We start from the raw sequence: 16,285 nt of genomic DNA on the forward strand, positions 1-16,285 counted from the left end.
GGAAAGCCTCAATCCTTGCCGCGGACGGCCTCGGAGAAGGCGCGGAAGAGGCGGGTGGAGAAGTCGTTCTGCAGCGGCTTGTATTCAGGGTGCCACTGGACGGCGAGGGCGAAGCGCTTGGCGCCCCGGACCGAGATCGCCTCGGGCGTGCCGTCGGGGGCGACGCCCTCGATCTCGATGCCCGGCGCCGCTTCGTCGATGCCCTGGCCGTGCAGCGAGTTCACCTGGATCTCGGTCGCCCCGGCGATCTCGGCGAACTGGCCGCCGGGGGTGAAGGTCATGCTGTGGCGCAGGCCGTAGCGCACGTCCATGTCGTCGACCCTGGGCATGCGGTGGTCCAGGCGACCCTCGACCTCGTGCAGGCGCGGATGCAGGGTGCCGCCCAGCGCCGCGTTCAGCTCCTGGAAGCCGCGGCAGATGAAGAGTGTCGGCAGGCCCTTTTCCAGCGCGCCGTCGATCAGCGGAAAGGTCATGGCGTCGCGCGCTTGGTCGTAGGGCTCGGCTTTTTCGTGGGGGTCGCGGCCGTAACGGGTGGGGTGGACGTTCGACGGGCTGCCGGTGAACAGCAGGCCGTCGAGCGAGTCCAGCATGTCGTGGACTTCCTGGCTCTCGGCCATGGCCGGGATGATGATCGGCGTGCAGCCGGAGGCCTCCCACACCGCGCGGGCGTACTTGTCGCCCACCGTATGCATGAGGGAGTTGTTGTAGGTCCGGAGGTCGGCGGTCACGCCGACGAGAGGGCGCCTCATGCGGCAGCACTCTCTATCCGGCGCAGTTCCTCGATCACCGCTGCCGTCTCGGCGAGGCGGGCATAGGCCTTCATGCCTTCCATGGTCGCCGCGTCCTGGGCTGCGGTCTTGGCGGCGCAGGCGTCGGGCACCAGCGTCACGAGGTAGCCGCGGTCGGAGGCGTCGCGCACCGCGCCCTCGACGCACTGGTGGCTGTAGACCCCGAAAACCACCAGCCGCTCGACCCCCAGGTTGTGCAGGATGTAGTCGATGTTGGTGGAGTTGAAGATGCCCGAGGAGGTCTTGGGGATCACCATCTCGTCGCCCTGGGGCGCGATGCTGGGCGCCACGGCGGCGCCGGGCGAGCCCTTGGGGATCAGGAAGTTGCAGCGCTTGTGGTCCAGGCTGCGGTCGCGGCCGTCCTGGGTCAGCGCCTCGATCACCGTGTAGATCACCTCGACGCCGGCCTGGCGGGCGGCCGAAATCAGGCCGTGGGCGTTGGGCAGGACCAGGTCGTCGACGCGGTCCCAGAAGTAGTCGCTGCCCTCGAAGCCCAGGGCGTCGCTGACCCGGCGCTCGCAGAAAGCGCGCTGCAGGTCGACCACCAGCAGCGCGGCGCGTCCGACGGTAAGGCTGAAATCGTAGTTCGCGTTCAAGGCTTGCCCTTCTTCTCCCCGTGATCCTTTTGGCGGTGATAATCGAAGGTCGCGTTGATCATGTCCAGCAGGTGCTGGCCGCTGGTGGTCGGCGGGAAGACCGCCGGGCGGCCGGGGCCGACGCAGGTTTCCAAGGCGGCCACCCTGGCATGGAAGTTGGGATCGAAAAAGAAGGGGAGGGAGTAGCGCTCGGCGCCGGAGGTGTTGATCACCCGGTGCTGAGTGGAGGCGAAGAGGATGTTGGTCCAGCGCGCCATCATGTCGCCGATGTTGATGACGAAGGCGCCGGGCACCGGCGTGGCGTCGATCCAAGTGCCGGCGGCGTTCTTCACCTGCAGGCCGCCGTTCATGTCCTGCGCCAGAATGGTGAGGCAGCCGAAATCGGTGTGGGCGCCGGCGCCGATCTGCTTTTCGGTGATGGCGCCGCGCTGGGGCGGGTAGTGCAGCGGCCCCAGGGTCGCCATGGGGTCGGTCAGCTCGCGGTCGAAGAAGCACTCATCGAGCTCGAGCGACAGGGCGAAGGCATGCATGATCTGCTTGCCGAGGCCCACCAGGGCGTCGAAGTAGGACTGCATGGAGCCCTGCCAGCCGGGCAGCCCCGCGGGCCACTGGTTGGGGCCGTGCAGCGGCGTGCCGGCGGCCACCAGGGGGTGATCGGCGCCGAGGTCGCGGCCGATCTTCACGCCTTCCTTCAGGTCGCCGGCTTCCTTTTGCTTGGCCGGGTCCAGGTTTTCGCCGCCGACCTTGAAATAGCCGCGGTGGCAGGCCGACTTCTCGATGTCGATCTCCAGCTTCTTTTCCATCGGCTGGTCGAAGAAGCGCCTGGCCTCGGCGAAGCTGCGCGCCACCAGGGCGTCGGCGATGCCGTGGTTGGTCAGGTAGAAGAAGCCGATGTTGCGGCAGGCATGGCCGATCCGCTCGGCCACCGCCCGGCGCTGGGCGAGATCGCCGGTCAGGAAGGGGCCGAAGTCGATCAGCGGGATCTCCTCCAGCGCGATCCGCGCGCCGCGCAGCCCTTCCTCCAGTTCCACGGTGCCGGTCATGACTTCGCTCCTTGCGTCCGCCGCATGAGGATCCAGGAAAGATAGCCGACGATCATGATGAGGGCGGCGCCGCCGGTCGTCAGGGCGCCCAGCGTCGGCACGCCCGGCGTATAGCCCGCGACCATCTTGGCGTAGAGATACTCGGGCACGGTTGAATCGGCGCCGGTGGTGTAGAGGGAGAGGGGGAAGTTGCCCCACGACAGCAGGAAGGCAAAGAGCGCGCCGGAGAAGATGCCGGGCGACAGCACGGGCAGCGTCACCTCGCGCAGCACCTGCCAGCGCGTCGCGCCGAGATCGCGTGCCGCTTCCTCCAGCGCGCCGTCGAAGCTGTAGACCTGGATCGAGATGATGAGCGTGACGATCGGCACGATCCACACCAGGTGGGCAAAGACCGCGGTTTGCCACGACAGCGACAGCCCCAGGGTGTTGAACCACAGCAGCAGGGCGAGGCCCAGCACCGCCTGGGGAAAGAAGATCGGCAGCAGCACGATGCGCTGGAACAGCTTGCGGCCCGACCAGTCGTAGCGGGCAAAGGCCAGCGCGCCCATGAAGGCCAGCACCACCGAGACCACCGTGACCATGAGGGCGATGAGGACGGAGGTCTGGATCAGGATGCCGATCTCGATCGAGTCCAGCGTGCGCTCCCACCAGCGCGTCGACCAGCGGGTGATGGGAAAGCCGAAGTAGCGCGACTGCGACAGCGAAGCGAGCACGCCGCAGACGACCGGCAGATAGAGGAAGACGATGACCAGCAGGGTCCAGGCCCCGATCCAGCCTTTCGCGCGCGATGTGCCGGTCCTGCCCATCAGCGCCGCCCCAGGATGCGGTCGAGATCGAGGTAGCGCAGCACCAGCAGGACCAGCGCGCCGACCACCAGCATCAGCAGGACCGAGAGCGCGGCGCCGAGCGGCCAGTTCTGGGCATAGGTGAAGGCGATCTCGATGTCATGGGTAATGACGATGACTGACTGGCCGCCCAGCACCTTGGACTCCGCGACGGCGCCGACCGCCAGCACGAAGGTCAGCAGCCCGCCGATGATGAAGCCCGGCATGGCGAGCGGCAGTTCGACCTCGCGGAAGATCTGCAGGCGCGAGGCGCCGAGGTCGCCGGCGGCCTCCACCACCTCGCGCGGCACCATGGAGAGGCCGAGCACCATGGGGAACAGCATGAAGGGCAGGTAGACGTAGACCATGCCGAAGACGATGGCCGGCGGCGTGAAGAGGATCGACTGCAGCTCCAGGCCGAAGAGACTCTTCAAGGTGCCGTCCAGCACGCCGTTCTTGATGAAGAACAGCAGCCAGCCGAAGAGGCGGATGTTCTCGGAGATGAACAGCGGGAAGACCAGCAGCAGGGTGATGAGATTGGCCCAGCGGCCGAAGAGGTGGGCGAGTCCGTAGGCGACGGGGTAGCACAGCAGGGCCAGCACGACCACCGAGATGGCAGCGAAGACCAGCGACCAGACGAAGGAGAGATAGACCGTGTTGGCGGGGTCGAAGATGGTCCGGTAGTTTTCCAGGGTCGGCGTGCCGAAGACGGCGAAACTGCGCGGCTCGGCGAAGCTGAAGGCGATCACCGCGATCAATGGCCCCAGGAAACCCACGGCGAGCAGCGCCAGGACCGGCAGCGCGAAGCGCGCGCCGCTCGACAGCGACAGCCGCTGCAGCCCGGTCGTGCGGCGGCTTTCCGCCCCTGTGGTCGCGATCGCCGCCATCAGTCGGTGACCAGGATCGAGTCCTTGGCGTCCCAGCCGATCAGGACTTCCTCGTCCAGGGCGCCGCGAAAGGCCTGCTGGCGCAGCCGCTCGACGATGAAGACGCGCTCGCCGACGCGGACCTGGTACTGGATGCGCGAGCCCAGGACATACTCGTTGTAGAGCTGGCCGCGCAGGTGGTTCTCCGCATCGCCGGGCGCCTCGATGAAGCGCAGAAACTCCGGCCGCACGACCAAGTGCCCGTTCTCGAAGCCCGCGGGTACGTCGCGCAGCAGGAAGTCGCCGGGGATGCCGACGCCGCTGGCGCGGCCGTTGACGCCGCGGCGCACGTCGATCACGTTCACTTCGCCCATGAACTCGGAGACGAACTTGTCGCGCGGCCGGGTGTAGATATCCTCCGGCGTGCCGACCTGGACCAGCTTGCCGGCGCGCATGACGCCGATGCGGTCCGACATCACCATGGCCTCTTCCAGGCTGTGGGTGATGTACATGAAGGTCTTGCCGGTCTCCTTGTGGATGTCCTTCAGCTCCTTCTCCAGCGTCTTGCGCAGCTTGTAGTCGATGGCCGAGAGCGGCTCGTCGAAGAACAGGATCTCCGGGTCGTAGGCGAAGGCGCGGGCCAGCGCGACACGCTGGCGCTCGCCGCCGGAGCACTGGGTCACGTTCTTGCCGTAATAGGATTCCGGCAGCCGCAGCAGGCGCAGCAGGTCCATCGCGCGCTCGCGCCGGGCCTCGCGTGCCACGCCGCGCATCTTCAGCGGGAATTCGATGTTCTGCCCGACCGAGCGGTGCGGAAACAGCGCCAGCGACTGGAACACCATGCAGGTCGGCCGCCGGTTGGCCGGCATGTTGTTGATGCGCTTGCCGCGCAGCAGGATCTCGCCGCCGCTCGGCTCCTCGAGGCCGGCCAGCATGCGCACCAGGGTTGACTTGCCGGAGCCGGAGGGCCCGACGATGGTGAAGAACTCGCCTTCTTCGACGTCGAGGTCGATCTCCCTGACCGCCGTGAACGCGCCGAAGCGCTTGGTCAGTCCGGAGAGTCGGAGAATGGGTTCGGCCACGGAATGCTTCTCTTTCTGGGACGGACGCATTTCAGGAACGAACGGGGGCCGCAGCCCGGGGGCGATGGCTTTCACCCCGGGCCGCGGCCGGCCGCCTATCCTACGCTGGCCTTATGCCTCGCGCTTGGCCGCGGTCATCAGGTCGAGCGCCCGATCATAGTCCGGTACGATATCGTATTCCGCCGAGCGTGCCATCTCTTCCTCCAGGCTGTCCCACTGGATGGCGTCGAGTTCCTCCGCGGTGAACAGCTCGAAGCACTTGGGATTGCCCATCTGGGTCACCGGGTTGAAGGTGCCCTCGGCGAAGGCGACGGTATGCGCGACTTCGGGATCCTGGACGTACTCCAGGAATTCCGCGGCGAGCGGCGACAGCTGCGGGTTGTTGACCGTCGAAGTGATCTCGATCCAGGCCACGCCGCCCTTGCCGGGAATCGCGCTCTTCAACGGTGTGATGCCGCGGATGTTCGGGTAGCCGTCGAAGCGCGCGGGCGAGGCCGAATAGGTGCCGCCCGTCAGGTGGAAGTCGATTTCGCCGGACACCAGCGCCTGGTTCATGGTGGCGATGTCGCCCACCACCTTGGCACCCTTGAAGACCTTCTTCGCCGCCTCGTCGAACTTCGCGAACTCATCGTCCGTGTGCTCGCGGAAGGGGTCGATGCCGGCGATCAGGAAGAGGTCGAAGACGTTCCAGTCGTCGGACTCCAGCACGCCGTACTTGCCGGCGTTGGCCGGGTCGTTCCAGAGGTCCCAGCCCTGGTCCTCGGCGGTGGCACGGCTGATCTTGTCGGTGTTGACGACGAAGCTGTAGGGGCCGAAGCGCTGCGCGATGCCCAGCAGATCGTTGCCGTCCTCGCTCATGGCCCATTTGTACGGCGGCTCAAAGCCCGGCAGCATGGTCTCGAAGTAGGGCTCGAAGGTCGCGCGGTCGAGCGGCGTGATCAGGCCTTCCGGGTGCATGACCTTGCGGGCCCAGGGGTTGTTCACGTTGATCAGATCCCACACGTTGGTCTCGCCCGCGCGCAGGCGGTTGATCATGGTCGGATCGTTGGTCAGCGATTCCGCCTTGATGGTGGCGCCCTTGGCACTGCGGAAGGGGTCGAGCACGTCGGCCGAGTTGTAACCCTCCCAGCAGAGGACGTTCATCTCCTTCTCGCGCGCGGCGAAGGCCTTGTTCGCGAAGGGGCCGGCGAGGCCTCCGGCCAGACCAACTGCGCCGGCGGCGGCTGAATATTTCAAAAGACTGCGACGGTCGAACTGCATGATCACGCCTCCCGAGTTTGCTCGTGTGCCCTGTAATCCCTGTACCTTTATTGATGATGAAAGTACCACGTGAAATTTGGTAATTCCAACATGATTTGTTGTACTCGCCACGAACTTGAGTCATAACCGAATGAAGGAACCTGCCTCCGGTCCGCGGCGGTCCCAGGGCGCCTTAAAAGGTTCGCACCGGGACGCCCGCGGGTCAAAGCGGCGGGGCAGACAGGCAGAGGAACGGCCCTATATGACGCACGCCCCGAAACGATCCCGGCAGCAAGCGGCGATTGATTTCATTTTCATGTTTACCCGGGCGGACCAGACGGTCGAGGATTGCCTGGAGGTCTTCGAGACGGTGGCCCGGGCGGGCGTGAAGCACATGGGGTTCAAGGATATCGGGGTCGACTTCGACACGCTGGTGGCGCTGAACCGGCGTATCAAGGATGCCGGCGCGATCAGCTACCTGGAGGTCGTGTCCGCGACCAAGGAAGCCTGCCTGGAGTCCGCGCGCGCGGCACGCCGGATCGGCGTCGACTGCGTGATGGGCGGCACCGAGGCGAAGGAGATCCTCGACATCCTCGACGGCAGCAATATCGACTACCTGCCTTTTCCGGGCCGTCCGGTCGGCCACCCGACGGCGCTGGGCGGTGAGCCCGGCGACATCGAGGCAGACTGCCGCCGCTTCGAGGCGATGGGCTGCGCCGGCGTCGATCTCCTGGCCTATCGCGCGACCGAAGCGGATCCGCTGGAGCTGGTGCGCGCCGCGCGGCGTGCCACCAAGGGCACGCTGGTGATCGCCGGCAGCATCGACACGCCGTCGCGCATCCGGCTGCTGGCCGAGGCCGGTGCCGATGCCTTCACCATCGGGTCGGCCGCCTTCGACGGCTCCTTCAGCCCGCGCAAGGGCGCCCTGGCCTCGCAGCTGGAGGACATCCTTGCGGCGGCGGCGCTGGAAACCGCTGCATGAGCGCAGCCGCCAAGACTGGGAGCAGGGAGGAGGCCAGGGGCGAAGCCAAGGGCGAAGGCCGTCCCGAGCTGAAACCGGTCAAGGGCAACGGGCGCCTCGACCGCGACGAGCGCCACCGCCGCATCATCGCCGAACTGCAGTCCAACCCGACGGTGCGCATCTCGCACCTGGCCGAGGCTTTCAACGTTTCCACCGAAACGGTGCGCCGCGACATCGACGATCTCTCCTCGCGCGGCCTGGTGGAGCGCACCTACGGCGGCGCCGCCGCGCCCATGGGCCGCGAGCCCACCATTGGCGAGCGCACTGCGTCGATGGTTTCCGAGCGCCAGCGCATTGCCACGGTGGCCATCCAGGCCATTGCGCCGGGCGACGTGGTGATGATCGATTCCGGCGCCACCACCCATCACCTGGCCGAGAAGATCGCCGCCCAGCGCATCGAGGCGACCATCATCACCAATGGCCTCGACATCGCCGAGGCGGTCGGCGTCTCCGACCGGGTGAAGGTGATCCTCTGCCCCGGCGCCTATTCGGCGCACGAGAAGGGCGTCTATGGGCAGGACACCTGCGAGTACCTGGAGCGCTTCCACGCCAACGTCGCCTTTACCTCGGCCGGCGGCATCACCGAGCACGGCATCACCGATGTCGACTCCCAGGCCTGCTGGATCAAGCGCACCATGTTCAAGCGCGCCGAGCGGCGCATCTTCATGGCGGACCACACCAAGTTCAACATCCGCCTGCTCGAGATCGTCATGCCGCTGACGGCGCTGACCGACCTGGTGATCGACAAGCCGCTGGCCAAGGCGCTCGCCGAAGCCGCCGAGACCGCCGACGTCACGACGGTGGTGGCGTGAGCGCCTTAACGTTCTTCCAATGAAATCCTGTGATCCTCTCTGCCGATGAATCAGGCGGCGGAAGATCTCGCGATGTACCTGCGGTTTGTAGTCTTGGAAAAGCATCCGGATACCGGTGTAGGGGCCGGCCTCTTCGGCGCTGCCTATAGGCTGCAGCGAAACGGTTCTTTGAGCACGCCGGAACGGGATGAACTGCTGGAACTGCTCGATTGGTTCGGCACGGAGCTATCCGTGCCCGAGCGGTTCAGCCGGTCGACGTCCAAGGGACATTATCGGCGGGCCACGAAAGGCATCAGCTGGCTCAAGGATTCCGCGGCGGACCACGTGCAGAAAATGCACCGACTGGCGCAGATCCTGCGGGATCACGGTCATCATGTGGAGATGGTGAGGAGCGCCAATCCCGGCTACCTCGTCTACGAGGACGAGCATCAGATTGTCGCCGAGCCCTTCAACGATATGTTGAAGCGCGTCTAGCAGGTCGCTGAGAAGGGCACCGAGGCGCGATTGACCTCGTCCTTCGAGACGCTCGCTGTTGCTCGCTCCTCAGCATGAGGTCAATCACTCAACGCTCCGGCCTCATCCTGAGGAGGCTGCGCAGCAGCCGTCTCGAAGGATACGCCACGGGCAGGCTCCCTTTCGGCAGCCTGCTATCCGGGCGCCGCCGCTTAGAGCGAGTCCTTCAGAGTCCGGCCCGGCTTGAAGCGGACAGACTTAGAGGCCTTGATCTTGATGGCTTCGCCGGTGCGCGGGTTGATGCCCTTGCGCGCGGCGCGCCTGGTCACCATGAAGGTGCCGAAGCCGGCGAGCTGGACCTTGCCGTTCTTCTTCAGCGAGGAGCCGATGGTGTCGAGCAGCGCGGTCACCGTGTCGCGCGAGGCCGCCACCGTGCAGCCGGTGCCGGACTGGACGATGTCCATCAGCTGCTGGCGGTCGCTCATGCCGTTCGGCGTCGCCTTGCCGGTCACCTTCTTGGCAGCGGTCTTCTTCGCAGTCGACTTCTTGGCGGCGGATTTCTTAGCCGGGGTCTTCTTGGCGGGCTTTTTAGCCATCGTAATCTGTCCTTAAAAAGCGCAGGGAATGTCTAGCCTGATACGCCAGGCCCGGCGAGAACGTCAAATGCGGTGTGCCGTGGAATCAAGGGATTGGACGCGGCGGATGCGGCCGGGCCGATGCGGCGACGCCAGGGCGCCCTGCGCCGCTTCCCTTTGTTCATAGGGGTTTTCGCGTTACTGTGTCATGTATCTGGTTGTTATCTAATGATGTTTTTCTTGCGAAAATGCGCCGCGGCGCAGAGGTGATGATGTTACGGACGTTGCTTCTCGTCGTCGGGATGATGTTCACTCTTGCTTCGGCCATGGCAGTCTCTGCGACACCGGAATCCACTCTGGAAGCGCTGTTTCGTGACGAATCGGTCGCCGAAGACCGATTCGCCGAGTCGTTTCTGGCGCAGGTCCCGGCCGCTCAAGTGGCGCAGATCGTCGCCGCGCTGAAGCGGGATCTGGGCCTGCTGGAACGCACCGAAGCGCGCGGCACGGACTTCACGCTGCACTTCACGAAGGGGACGGTGCGGGCGCGCCTCTCGTTGGACGGGGACGGGCGGATCGCCGGACTGTGGTTCGGCGAGGCGACGCCGGCGGGCGGTATCGCCAGCCTTGCCGCGGCCATCCGCGCGTTGCCGGGCCGCACGTCTCTCCTCGTCGTGTCGGACGGCAAGGCCGTCGAGAGCCAGCAGGCGGAAACGCCCCTGGCCGTCGGCTCGGCGATGAAACTGGCGGTGCTCGACGCGCTGCGGCGCGCGGTGGCCGACGGGCGCCTCTCGTGGTCTCAGGTCGTCGAATTGGATCCCGCCTGGCGCTCGCTGCCGAGCGGCCAGTTGCAGGCCTGGCCGGCGGGTACACCGCTGACGATCGCCAGCCTCGCGCACCTCATGATCTCGATCAGCGACAACACCGCGACCGATGCGCTGATCCGGCTGGCGGGCCGCGAACAGGTCGAGGCGGTGACGCCGCGCAATGCACCCTTTCTCACCACGCGAGAGGCCTTTGTGCTGAAAGCGGCGAAGGGCGCGGCCCTGCGGCGGCAGTGGACCGCGGGCGATGCGCCGGCGCGCCGGGCTCTGCTGGCTACCCTGGCCGAGGCGCCGTTGCCGGCGGCCGGCGACCTCACCGCCACGCCCACGCCGGAGATCGAGTGGTTCCTGTCGGCAAAAGAACTCTGCACCCTGCTGGACGCCACGGCCGATCTGCCGAGCGTCGGCATCAATCCCGGCCTGGCCGACGCCGAGGACTGGCAGGCGGTGGCCTACAAGGGCGGCTCGGAGCCTGGCGTGCTGAACCTCTCGACGCGCGTGGTCGGCCGGGACGGACGGGTGCATTGCGTCGTCGCGACGTGGAACGACGAACGGCCGCTGGACGAACAGAGACTCTTCGGCCCCTACCGCGGCCTGCTGGCACGCCTGGCCGCGGGCACGCCGTAGAAGCTTCGCTCAGTACAGTTCCAGGTATTCGTTGCGCTCCCAGTCCGTTACGTGACTGCGGAAGCGCGCGAGTTCGGCCTCTTTCACGGCAGTGAAGACCTTCACGAAATCTTCGCCCAGCATCTCCCGCATCGCCTTGTCCTTCTTCAGGGCGGCGAGGGACTCCTCCAGGCTGCCGGCGAGTTTCTCGTGCTTGGGATCCTCCTCCGAAGGGCCTTCGGACGGCGTCGGCAGGTCGCTTTTCTCCTCCAGGCCCAAGAGGCCGGCGGCGACCACCCCGGCGATCGAGAGGTAGGGGTTGGAGAGGCCGGAGGCGGCGCGCATCTCGATGTGGCAGTTGTCCTGTCCGGCGTCCTTGATGCGCACCATGGCGGTGCGGTCCTCGACGCCCCAGGAGATGTTCGACGGCGCGAAGGTGTGCGGCTTCAGGCGGTGGTAGCAGTTGGGCGTCGGGTTGATCACCGCCTGCATCGCCTTGGCGTGGGTCAGGAGGCCATTCGAGAAGCGGCGGATCAGCGGGTTCATGCCGCCCTTGGCGCCCTTGGTGTAGAAGGCGTTCTTGCCGGTCTTGCGGTCGATCAGGCTGACGTGGACATGGCAGCCGCAGCCGGCCATGTCGCTGGCCGGCTTGGTCATGAAGGTGGCGAGGTAGCCGCTGCGGTGCGCCAGTTCCTTGACTGCGTTCTTGAAGGTGAAGGCCTTGTCGGCGCCGGCCAGGCCGATCCCGGGGCCGAAGTTGATCTCGAACTGCGAGGGCGAGTATTCGCAGTTGTGGGTGATGATGTCGATGCCGGCTTCCTCCAGCACGTCCAGCAGGACGTCGAGGAAGGGGACGTACTGGTTGCGCACGGCGTTGAAGATGTGGGTGCCGCCGAAGAGCGGCTGCCTGGTCTCGGGGTCCAGCAGGTAGAACTCGAATTCGTGGCCCATCATCACGTCGTAGCCGAGCTTGTCGGCCTTCTTCAGGACGCTGGCCAGCACCGTGCGCGGCGTGCCGCCGACCGGCACCCCGGGCTCCCAGTAGGCGTCGCAGATCACCTTGGCGGTGTCCTCCAGCCAGGGTACCACGCGCAGGGTGTCGGGATCGGGAAACAGCATCTGGTCGCGGTAGCTGACCTCTTCGTTCACGCCGGTGCCGCCGATGACGTTGGAGGCGGTGTCGAGACCGATGGTGCCGCCGTAGAAGTTCAGACCCTTGCGCGCGTAGCTCTCCGCCTTGCCCACCGGGATCACCTTGGTGCGGCTGGTGCCGTGCAGGTCCGGCAACTCGAAGCGGACGTAGCGCGCGCCCATCTTCTTCAGCGCCGCCATCATCTCCTTCACCCCATCCCCCGCCATCGTCAAACCTCCTCGTTCATTGCATCGTTCTTAGGTTGGCAACTGCCAACATTATGTTGCAGTTGCCAAGTGGCGCAAGCTACCTTCGCTTCTTTCTGGCGCCGGACTCTACTTCGGCAGACACCATAGCGGCCGCTCGCGGGCGGTCCAGCCGCCATCATCCGGCAAGCAGGAGAAGCGAATGAGCAAGGGACGCCTGGCAGGCAAGCATGCGGTGATCACCGGGGGCGGCGCCGGCATCGGCCGCGAGTCCGCGCTGCTGTTCGCACGCGAGGGCGCGGCGGTGGCGGTGGCCGACATCGATGCCGGGGCCGCCGAGGCGACGGCGGGCGACATCGCCGCGGCCGGCGGCACGGCCGTCGCCATCTCGGTGGACGTCGCCGATCCCACGTCGGTCGAGGCGATGATCGCCAAGGCTGAGGCCGGCCTCGGTGCCGTCGACATTCTGTTCAACAACGCCGGCGTCATGCTGGCCGGCGACAACGGGCCCGAGGACACCGACCAGGCGATCTGGGACCGCACCATCGCGATCAACCTGACCGGCGTTTTCCACTGCTGCCGCTTCGGCGTGCCGGCGTTGCTTCGCGCCGGCGGCGGCGCCATCCTCAACATGTCCTCCCTGGTGGCGATCATGGGCGCGGCGGTGCCGCAGCTGGCCTACACCGCTTCCAAGGGCGGCGTGCTGGCCATGACCCGGGAGATCGCCGTGCAGTACGGCCGCCGCAACATCCGCGCCAACGCCTTGCTGCCGGGCCCCATCGCGACGCCCCTGGCCGCGCAGCTCTTCGACACGCCGGAGAAGCTGGAGCGCCGCCGCGTCCACATGCCCATGGGCCGCTTCGGGCAGGCGGTCGAGGTGGCGGAGGTGGCGCTGTTCCTTTGCTCCGACGCCGCCAGCTACGTGACGGGCTCGGCTTATTCGGTCGATGGCGGGATCCACGCTGCCTATGTGACACCCCTGGATGAGGGTGCGCACTGATGGCCGCCCTGCTGGGCATCGACCTCGGGGCCGGCAGCCTGAAGGCGACGCTGATCGATGAGACCGGCGCCACGCTGGCCGAGGCGGCGGCGCCGATCACCACCCACAACCCGAAGCCCGGCTGGTCGGAGCAGGATCCGGCCGAGTGGTGGCAGGCGCTGTGCACGGCGGTGCCGCAGGTGCTGGAGAAGGCGGGCATCGCGGCCGGCGACATCGCCGCCGTCGGCATTTCTGCCGGCGCCCACATCGCCGTGCTGGAGGACGCCAAGGGAGAGGTGCTCCGCCCGGCCATCATGTGGAACGACCAGCGCAGCACCGCCGAGGCCGCCGAGCTGCACGAGCGCGCCGGCGAGATGATCATCGCCACCGGTCTCAACCGCGCCAACCCGACCTGGACCCTCTGTCAGCTCGCCTGGCTGCAGAAGCACGAGCCGCAAGTCCTCGCGCGGACCGAGCGCCTCTACATCGCCAAGGACTGGCTGCGCAGCCGTCTCACCGCCGACTGGACGACCGACTATTCCGATGCCTTGGGCGCGCTCATGTCCGACGTGGAGACGCGCGGCTGGTCGCCCGACATCTGCGGCCTCATCGGCTGGGACATGGCGACCCTGCCGCCGGTCGGCGCGCCGGAGGCGATCGCCGGGGAGGTGACCGAGGCTGCCGCCAGGGCGACGGGCCTCGCGGCCGGCACGCCGGTGGTCATCGGCTCCAACGACACGACGGTAGAACTTTATGGCGCCGGCGCCATAGAAGCCGGGCAGGGCGCCATCAAGCTGGCCACCGCGGGGGTGGTGTTCCTCGCCTGCGACCGGCCGGAGGTGCATCCGCCGGTGTCCTGCTATCCGCACATCATGCCGGGGCTGTGGTACATGGCCTCCGGCATCAATGCCTGCGCCACGGCGCACCGCTGGGTGCGCGACACCTTCTTCGCCGACCTGCCCAAGGAGACGGCCTTCGCCGAGATGGACCGCCTGGCGGGCACCGTCGCGCCCGGTTCGGACGGCCTCATCTTTCACCCCTACCTGATGGGCGAGCGGGCGCCGCACTGGGACCCCAAGCTGCGCGCTGCCTTCATCGGCCTGACCCTGGGCCACACGCGGGCCCACTTCGCGCGCGCCTGCTACGAGGGCATCGCCTATGCTCTCAACGACGTGCTGCGCACGGCCAAGGATCTCTCGGGCGCCAGTTTCGGCGACATGCGCCTGCTGGGCGGCGGCGCGCGCAGCGCCACCTGGCGCCAGATCATCGCCGACGTGACCGGCCTGACCGTGAAGGTGCCGGCGAACGGCGATGCCTCTTTCGGCGCCGCCCTTGTGGCCGGCGTCGGCGGCGGCGTCTTCGCCTCGCCGCAGGCGGCGGTCGCGCGCTGCGCCAGGATCCTCGAGGAGAATCGCCCGGATGCGGGGCGCCACGCGACCTATGCCCGGATGTTCGACCTCTATGACGCCGCGCGGCGGGGCCTCACCCCGGTGAGCCACCGGTTGCACGCCCAACAACACGAGTCGGTTTAGCGCCGCCCGCTGCCTGCCTCGCCGGGTTGCAACCGGCATGGTGATCGTTCCGTAACGGGCCTCGACCGGCGCGGAAGGGCAGATTATTGTGCGGTGTCATTTCTGTTCCAGTCGGCGGGCCTGACGCTTTGGCGGGGCGCGCCGGGGCCGGGGGGCTCCGCTGGGACAGCCCGAACGGGGGGCGTCCGCCTTCCGGATCATCCCGAACCGGAGTTCTTTTCCGATGTCTGGTCTTTTGAGTCTTGCGCAGCTGAAGGAAAACGTCGCCAACGGCAGCATCGATACCGTTCTCGTCTGCATGGTCGACATGCAGGGCCGCCTCGTCGGCAAGCGCTTCCAGGCGGAGTTCTTCCTGCAGACCGCGGAGGACGAAACCCACGCCTGCAACTACCTGCTGGCCAACGACATCGATATGGAGCTGGTGCCCGGCTACGAGGCGACCAGCTGGGCGACCGGCTACGGCGACTTCGTGCTGAAGCCGGACCTCTCGACCCTCAGGCTGCTGCCGTGGCTGGAAGGCACCGCGATGGTGATCTGCGACGTGTTGGACCACCACGAGCATGCCCCGGTGCCGCATTCGCCGCGCGCCATGCTGCGCCGCCAGATCGAGCGCCTCGACGCCAAGGGCTACAAGCCCTTCCTGGCCTCGGAGCTGGAGTTCTACCTGTTCGACGAGACCTACGAGACCGCCCACCGGAAGCATTACCAGGATCTCAAGACCGAGGGCTACTACATCGAGGACTATCACATCTTCCAGACCACCAAGGAGGAAGAGGTGATGCGGGCGATCCGCAAGGGCCTGCAGGGCTGCGGCATCCCGGTGGAGAACTCCAAGGGCGAGTGGGGCCCCGGCCAGGAAGAGATCAACGTGCGCTACGACGAAGCGCTGCCGATGGCCGACAACCACGTGATCCTGAAGAACGCCTGCAAGGAGATCGCCCACCAGAAGGGCAAGGCGCTGACCTTCATGGCCAAGTGGAACTACGAGCTGGCGGGCAACTCCTGCCACATCCACGCTTCGCTGTGGGACAAGGCGGGTAAGAAGCCGCTGTTCCTCGACCCCAAGGCCAAGCACGGCATGTCGAAGACCATGTGCCAGTTCGTCGCCGGGCAGCTGAAGTACGCCGAGGAGATCACCTATTTCCTGGCGCCCTACATCAACTCCTACAAGCGCTTCCAGGCCGGCACCTTCGCGCCGACCAAGGCGATCTGGAGCCTCGACAACCGCACCGCCGGCTTCCGCCTCTGCGGCGAGGGCACCAAGGCGATCCGCATCGAGTGCCGCATCGGTGGCGGTGACGTGAACCCCTATCTCGCCTTCTCGGCGCTGCTGGCGGCGGGCCTGGCCGGCATCGAGGAGAAGCTGGAGCTGCCGGAGCCCTACATGGGCGATGCCTACAGCGGTAAGAAGCTGCGCGACGTGCCCAAGACCCTGCGCGAGGCCATCAAGGCGCTGGAGAAGTCGAAGATGCTGCGCGACGCGCTGGGCGACAAGGTTGTCGAGCACTACCTGCACACCGCGCGCTGGGAGCAGTTCGAGTACGACCGCCGCGTCACCGACTGGGAGCTGAAGCGCGGCTTCGAGCGTTATTGAGCCTTCCATCGACGAGGGGCAGGCGGCTGTACGCCTGCATGCGAGGGGACGTACCCTATCAATGGGTGCAATGATGACGGCGGGGTCTCCGAAATAGCGGGGGCACCGCCGTTATC

General features: G+C 66.8%; 16 protein-coding genes. 7 read left to right on the forward strand and 9 right to left on the reverse strand.

The annotated features are described in order from the left end of the window. Positions 1–8: 8 nt before the first annotated feature. The 7 genes from WDC82_RS22015 to WDC82_RS22045 all read right to left on the reverse strand — a co-directional run bounded on the left by WDC82_RS22015 (position 9) and on the right by WDC82_RS22045 (position 6,459). Positions 9–749, reverse strand: coding sequence for a gamma-glutamyl-gamma-aminobutyrate hydrolase family protein (locus tag WDC82_RS22015; RefSeq protein WP_340119566.1), 741 nt, complete (start codon positions 747–749; stop codon positions 9–11). Next, positions 746–1,384: an isochorismatase family cysteine hydrolase gene (locus tag WDC82_RS22020; protein ID WP_340119567.1), complete on the reverse strand. Its 639-nt coding sequence runs from the start codon at positions 1,382–1,384 to the stop codon at positions 746–748. Before WDC82_RS22020 ends, WDC82_RS22015 begins: the two co-directional genes overlap by 4 nt. Beyond that, the gene (locus WDC82_RS22025) at positions 1,381–2,427 is read right to left on the reverse strand and encodes a 2-oxoglutarate and iron-dependent oxygenase domain-containing protein (protein WP_340119568.1); all 1,047 of its coding nucleotides are present in this window, start codon (positions 2,425–2,427) and stop codon (positions 1,381–1,383) included. Before WDC82_RS22025 ends, WDC82_RS22020 begins: the two co-directional genes overlap by 4 nt. Then, a complete protein-coding gene (locus WDC82_RS22030) occupies positions 2,424–3,233 on the reverse strand; it encodes an ABC transporter permease (protein WP_340119569.1) in 810 nt (269 codons plus the stop codon). Before WDC82_RS22030 ends, WDC82_RS22025 begins: the two co-directional genes overlap by 4 nt. Continuing rightward, positions 3,233–4,138, reverse strand: coding sequence for an ABC transporter permease (locus WDC82_RS22035; protein WP_340119570.1), 906 nt, complete (start codon positions 4,136–4,138; stop codon positions 3,233–3,235). Before WDC82_RS22035 ends, WDC82_RS22030 begins: the two co-directional genes overlap by 1 nt. Beyond that, positions 4,138–5,199 (reverse strand): ABC transporter ATP-binding protein, encoded by a 1,062-nt coding sequence (locus tag WDC82_RS22040; protein ID WP_340119571.1) that lies wholly within the window; start codon positions 5,197–5,199, stop codon positions 4,138–4,140. Before WDC82_RS22040 ends, WDC82_RS22035 begins: the two co-directional genes overlap by 1 nt. A gap of 111 nt (positions 5,200–5,310) precedes the next feature. Continuing rightward, on the reverse strand, positions 5,311–6,459 hold the full coding sequence (locus WDC82_RS22045) for a PotD/PotF family extracellular solute-binding protein (protein ID WP_340119572.1): 1,149 nt from the start codon (positions 6,457–6,459) through the stop codon (positions 5,311–5,313). A 295-nt stretch (positions 6,460–6,754) separates the two neighbouring features. Between WDC82_RS22045 and WDC82_RS22050 the strand changes: the two genes are divergently transcribed. Genes WDC82_RS22050 through WDC82_RS22060 form a run of 3 tightly spaced genes read left to right on the forward strand, consistent with a single transcriptional unit; the run spans position 6,755 to position 8,745 of the window. Beyond that, positions 6,755–7,420, forward strand: a complete 666-nt coding sequence (locus tag WDC82_RS22050) for a hypothetical protein (protein WP_340119573.1) — start codon at positions 6,755–6,757, stop codon at positions 7,418–7,420. After that, the gene (locus tag WDC82_RS22055; protein WP_340119574.1) at positions 7,417–8,271 is read left to right on the forward strand and encodes a DeoR/GlpR family DNA-binding transcription regulator; all 855 of its coding nucleotides are present in this window, start codon (positions 7,417–7,419) and stop codon (positions 8,269–8,271) included. The genes WDC82_RS22050 and WDC82_RS22055 overlap by 4 nt, the downstream gene beginning before the upstream one ends. 45 nt (positions 8,272–8,316) lie before the next feature. Further along, positions 8,317–8,745, forward strand: coding sequence for a hypothetical protein (locus tag WDC82_RS22060; RefSeq protein ID WP_340119575.1), 429 nt, complete (start codon positions 8,317–8,319; stop codon positions 8,743–8,745). Positions 8,746–8,936: 191 nt separating this feature from the next. On the opposite strand, the gene WDC82_RS22065 is transcribed toward WDC82_RS22060, so the two are convergent. After that, positions 8,937–9,320 carry an HU family DNA-binding protein gene (locus tag WDC82_RS22065; RefSeq protein WP_340119576.1) on the reverse strand — a complete coding sequence of 128 codons (384 nt, stop codon included), beginning with the start codon at positions 9,318–9,320 and terminating at the stop codon, positions 8,937–8,939. 251 nt (positions 9,321–9,571) lie between these two features. Here WDC82_RS22065 and WDC82_RS22070 point away from each other — a divergent pair, with 251 nt between their 5' ends. Beyond that, positions 9,572–10,747: a serine hydrolase gene (locus tag WDC82_RS22070; protein WP_340119577.1), complete on the forward strand. Its 1,176-nt coding sequence runs from the start codon at positions 9,572–9,574 to the stop codon at positions 10,745–10,747. A 9-nt stretch (positions 10,748–10,756) separates the two neighbouring features. On the opposite strand, the gene WDC82_RS22075 is transcribed toward WDC82_RS22070, so the two are convergent. After that, on the reverse strand, positions 10,757–12,085 hold the full coding sequence (locus tag WDC82_RS22075; protein WP_340119578.1) for a glutamine synthetase family protein: 1,329 nt from the start codon (positions 12,083–12,085) through the stop codon (positions 10,757–10,759). A gap of 181 nt (positions 12,086–12,266) precedes the next feature. Between WDC82_RS22075 and WDC82_RS22080 the strand changes: the two genes are divergently transcribed. The 3 genes from WDC82_RS22080 to WDC82_RS22090 all read left to right on the forward strand — a co-directional run bounded on the left by WDC82_RS22080 (position 12,267) and on the right by WDC82_RS22090 (position 16,169). Continuing rightward, on the forward strand, positions 12,267–13,064 hold the full coding sequence (locus tag WDC82_RS22080; RefSeq protein ID WP_340119579.1) for an SDR family oxidoreductase: 798 nt from the start codon (positions 12,267–12,269) through the stop codon (positions 13,062–13,064). Then, a complete protein-coding gene (xylB, locus tag WDC82_RS22085; protein ID WP_340119580.1) occupies positions 13,064–14,575 on the forward strand; it encodes a xylulokinase in 1,512 nt (503 codons plus the stop codon). The genes WDC82_RS22080 and xylB overlap by 1 nt, the downstream gene beginning before the upstream one ends. A gap of 223 nt (positions 14,576–14,798) precedes the next feature. Then, complete coding sequence (locus tag WDC82_RS22090) at positions 14,799–16,169, forward strand: glutamine synthetase family protein (RefSeq protein WP_340119581.1); 1,371 nt, start codon at positions 14,799–14,801, stop codon at positions 16,167–16,169. The last annotated feature ends 116 nt before the right edge of the window (positions 16,170–16,285 follow it).

The sequence above is a fragment of the Pelagibius sp. 7325 genome (assembly GCF_037652055.1).
Lineage (GTDB): Bacteria > Pseudomonadota > Alphaproteobacteria > Kiloniellales > Kiloniellaceae > Pelagibius.

Excerpts from the sequence above, each read along its gene's own strand:
- WDC82_RS22015 (WP_340119566.1), bottom strand. The coding sequence starts at position 749 with ATGAGGCGCCCTCTCGTCGGCGTGACCGCCGACCTCCGGACCTACAAC.
- WDC82_RS22025 (WP_340119568.1), bottom strand. The coding sequence starts at position 2,427 with ATGACCGGCACCGTGGAACTGGAGGAAGGGCTGCGCGGCGCGCGGATC.
- WDC82_RS22030 (WP_340119569.1), bottom strand. The coding sequence starts at position 3,233 with ATGGGCAGGACCGGCACATCGCGCGCGAAAGGCTGGATCGGGGCCTGG.
- WDC82_RS22035 (WP_340119570.1), bottom strand. The coding sequence starts at position 4,138 with ATGGCGGCGATCGCGACCACAGGGGCGGAAAGCCGCCGCACGACCGGG.
- WDC82_RS22045 (WP_340119572.1), bottom strand. The coding sequence starts at position 6,459 with ATGCAGTTCGACCGTCGCAGTCTTTTGAAATATTCAGCCGCCGCCGGC.
- WDC82_RS22050 (WP_340119573.1), top strand. The coding sequence starts at position 6,755 with ATGTTTACCCGGGCGGACCAGACGGTCGAGGATTGCCTGGAGGTCTTC.
- WDC82_RS22055 (WP_340119574.1), top strand. The coding sequence starts at position 7,417 with ATGAGCGCAGCCGCCAAGACTGGGAGCAGGGAGGAGGCCAGGGGCGAA.
- WDC82_RS22060 (WP_340119575.1), top strand. The coding sequence starts at position 8,317 with ATGAATCAGGCGGCGGAAGATCTCGCGATGTACCTGCGGTTTGTAGTC.
- WDC82_RS22065 (WP_340119576.1), bottom strand. The coding sequence starts at position 9,320 with ATGGCTAAAAAGCCCGCCAAGAAGACCCCGGCTAAGAAATCCGCCGCC.
- WDC82_RS22070 (WP_340119577.1), top strand. The coding sequence starts at position 9,572 with ATGTTACGGACGTTGCTTCTCGTCGTCGGGATGATGTTCACTCTTGCT.
- WDC82_RS22075 (WP_340119578.1), bottom strand. The coding sequence starts at position 12,085 with ATGGCGGGGGATGGGGTGAAGGAGATGATGGCGGCGCTGAAGAAGATG.
- WDC82_RS22080 (WP_340119579.1), top strand. The coding sequence starts at position 12,267 with ATGAGCAAGGGACGCCTGGCAGGCAAGCATGCGGTGATCACCGGGGGC.
- xylB (WP_340119580.1), top strand. The coding sequence starts at position 13,064 with ATGGCCGCCCTGCTGGGCATCGACCTCGGGGCCGGCAGCCTGAAGGCG.
- WDC82_RS22090 (WP_340119581.1), top strand. The coding sequence starts at position 14,799 with ATGTCTGGTCTTTTGAGTCTTGCGCAGCTGAAGGAAAACGTCGCCAAC.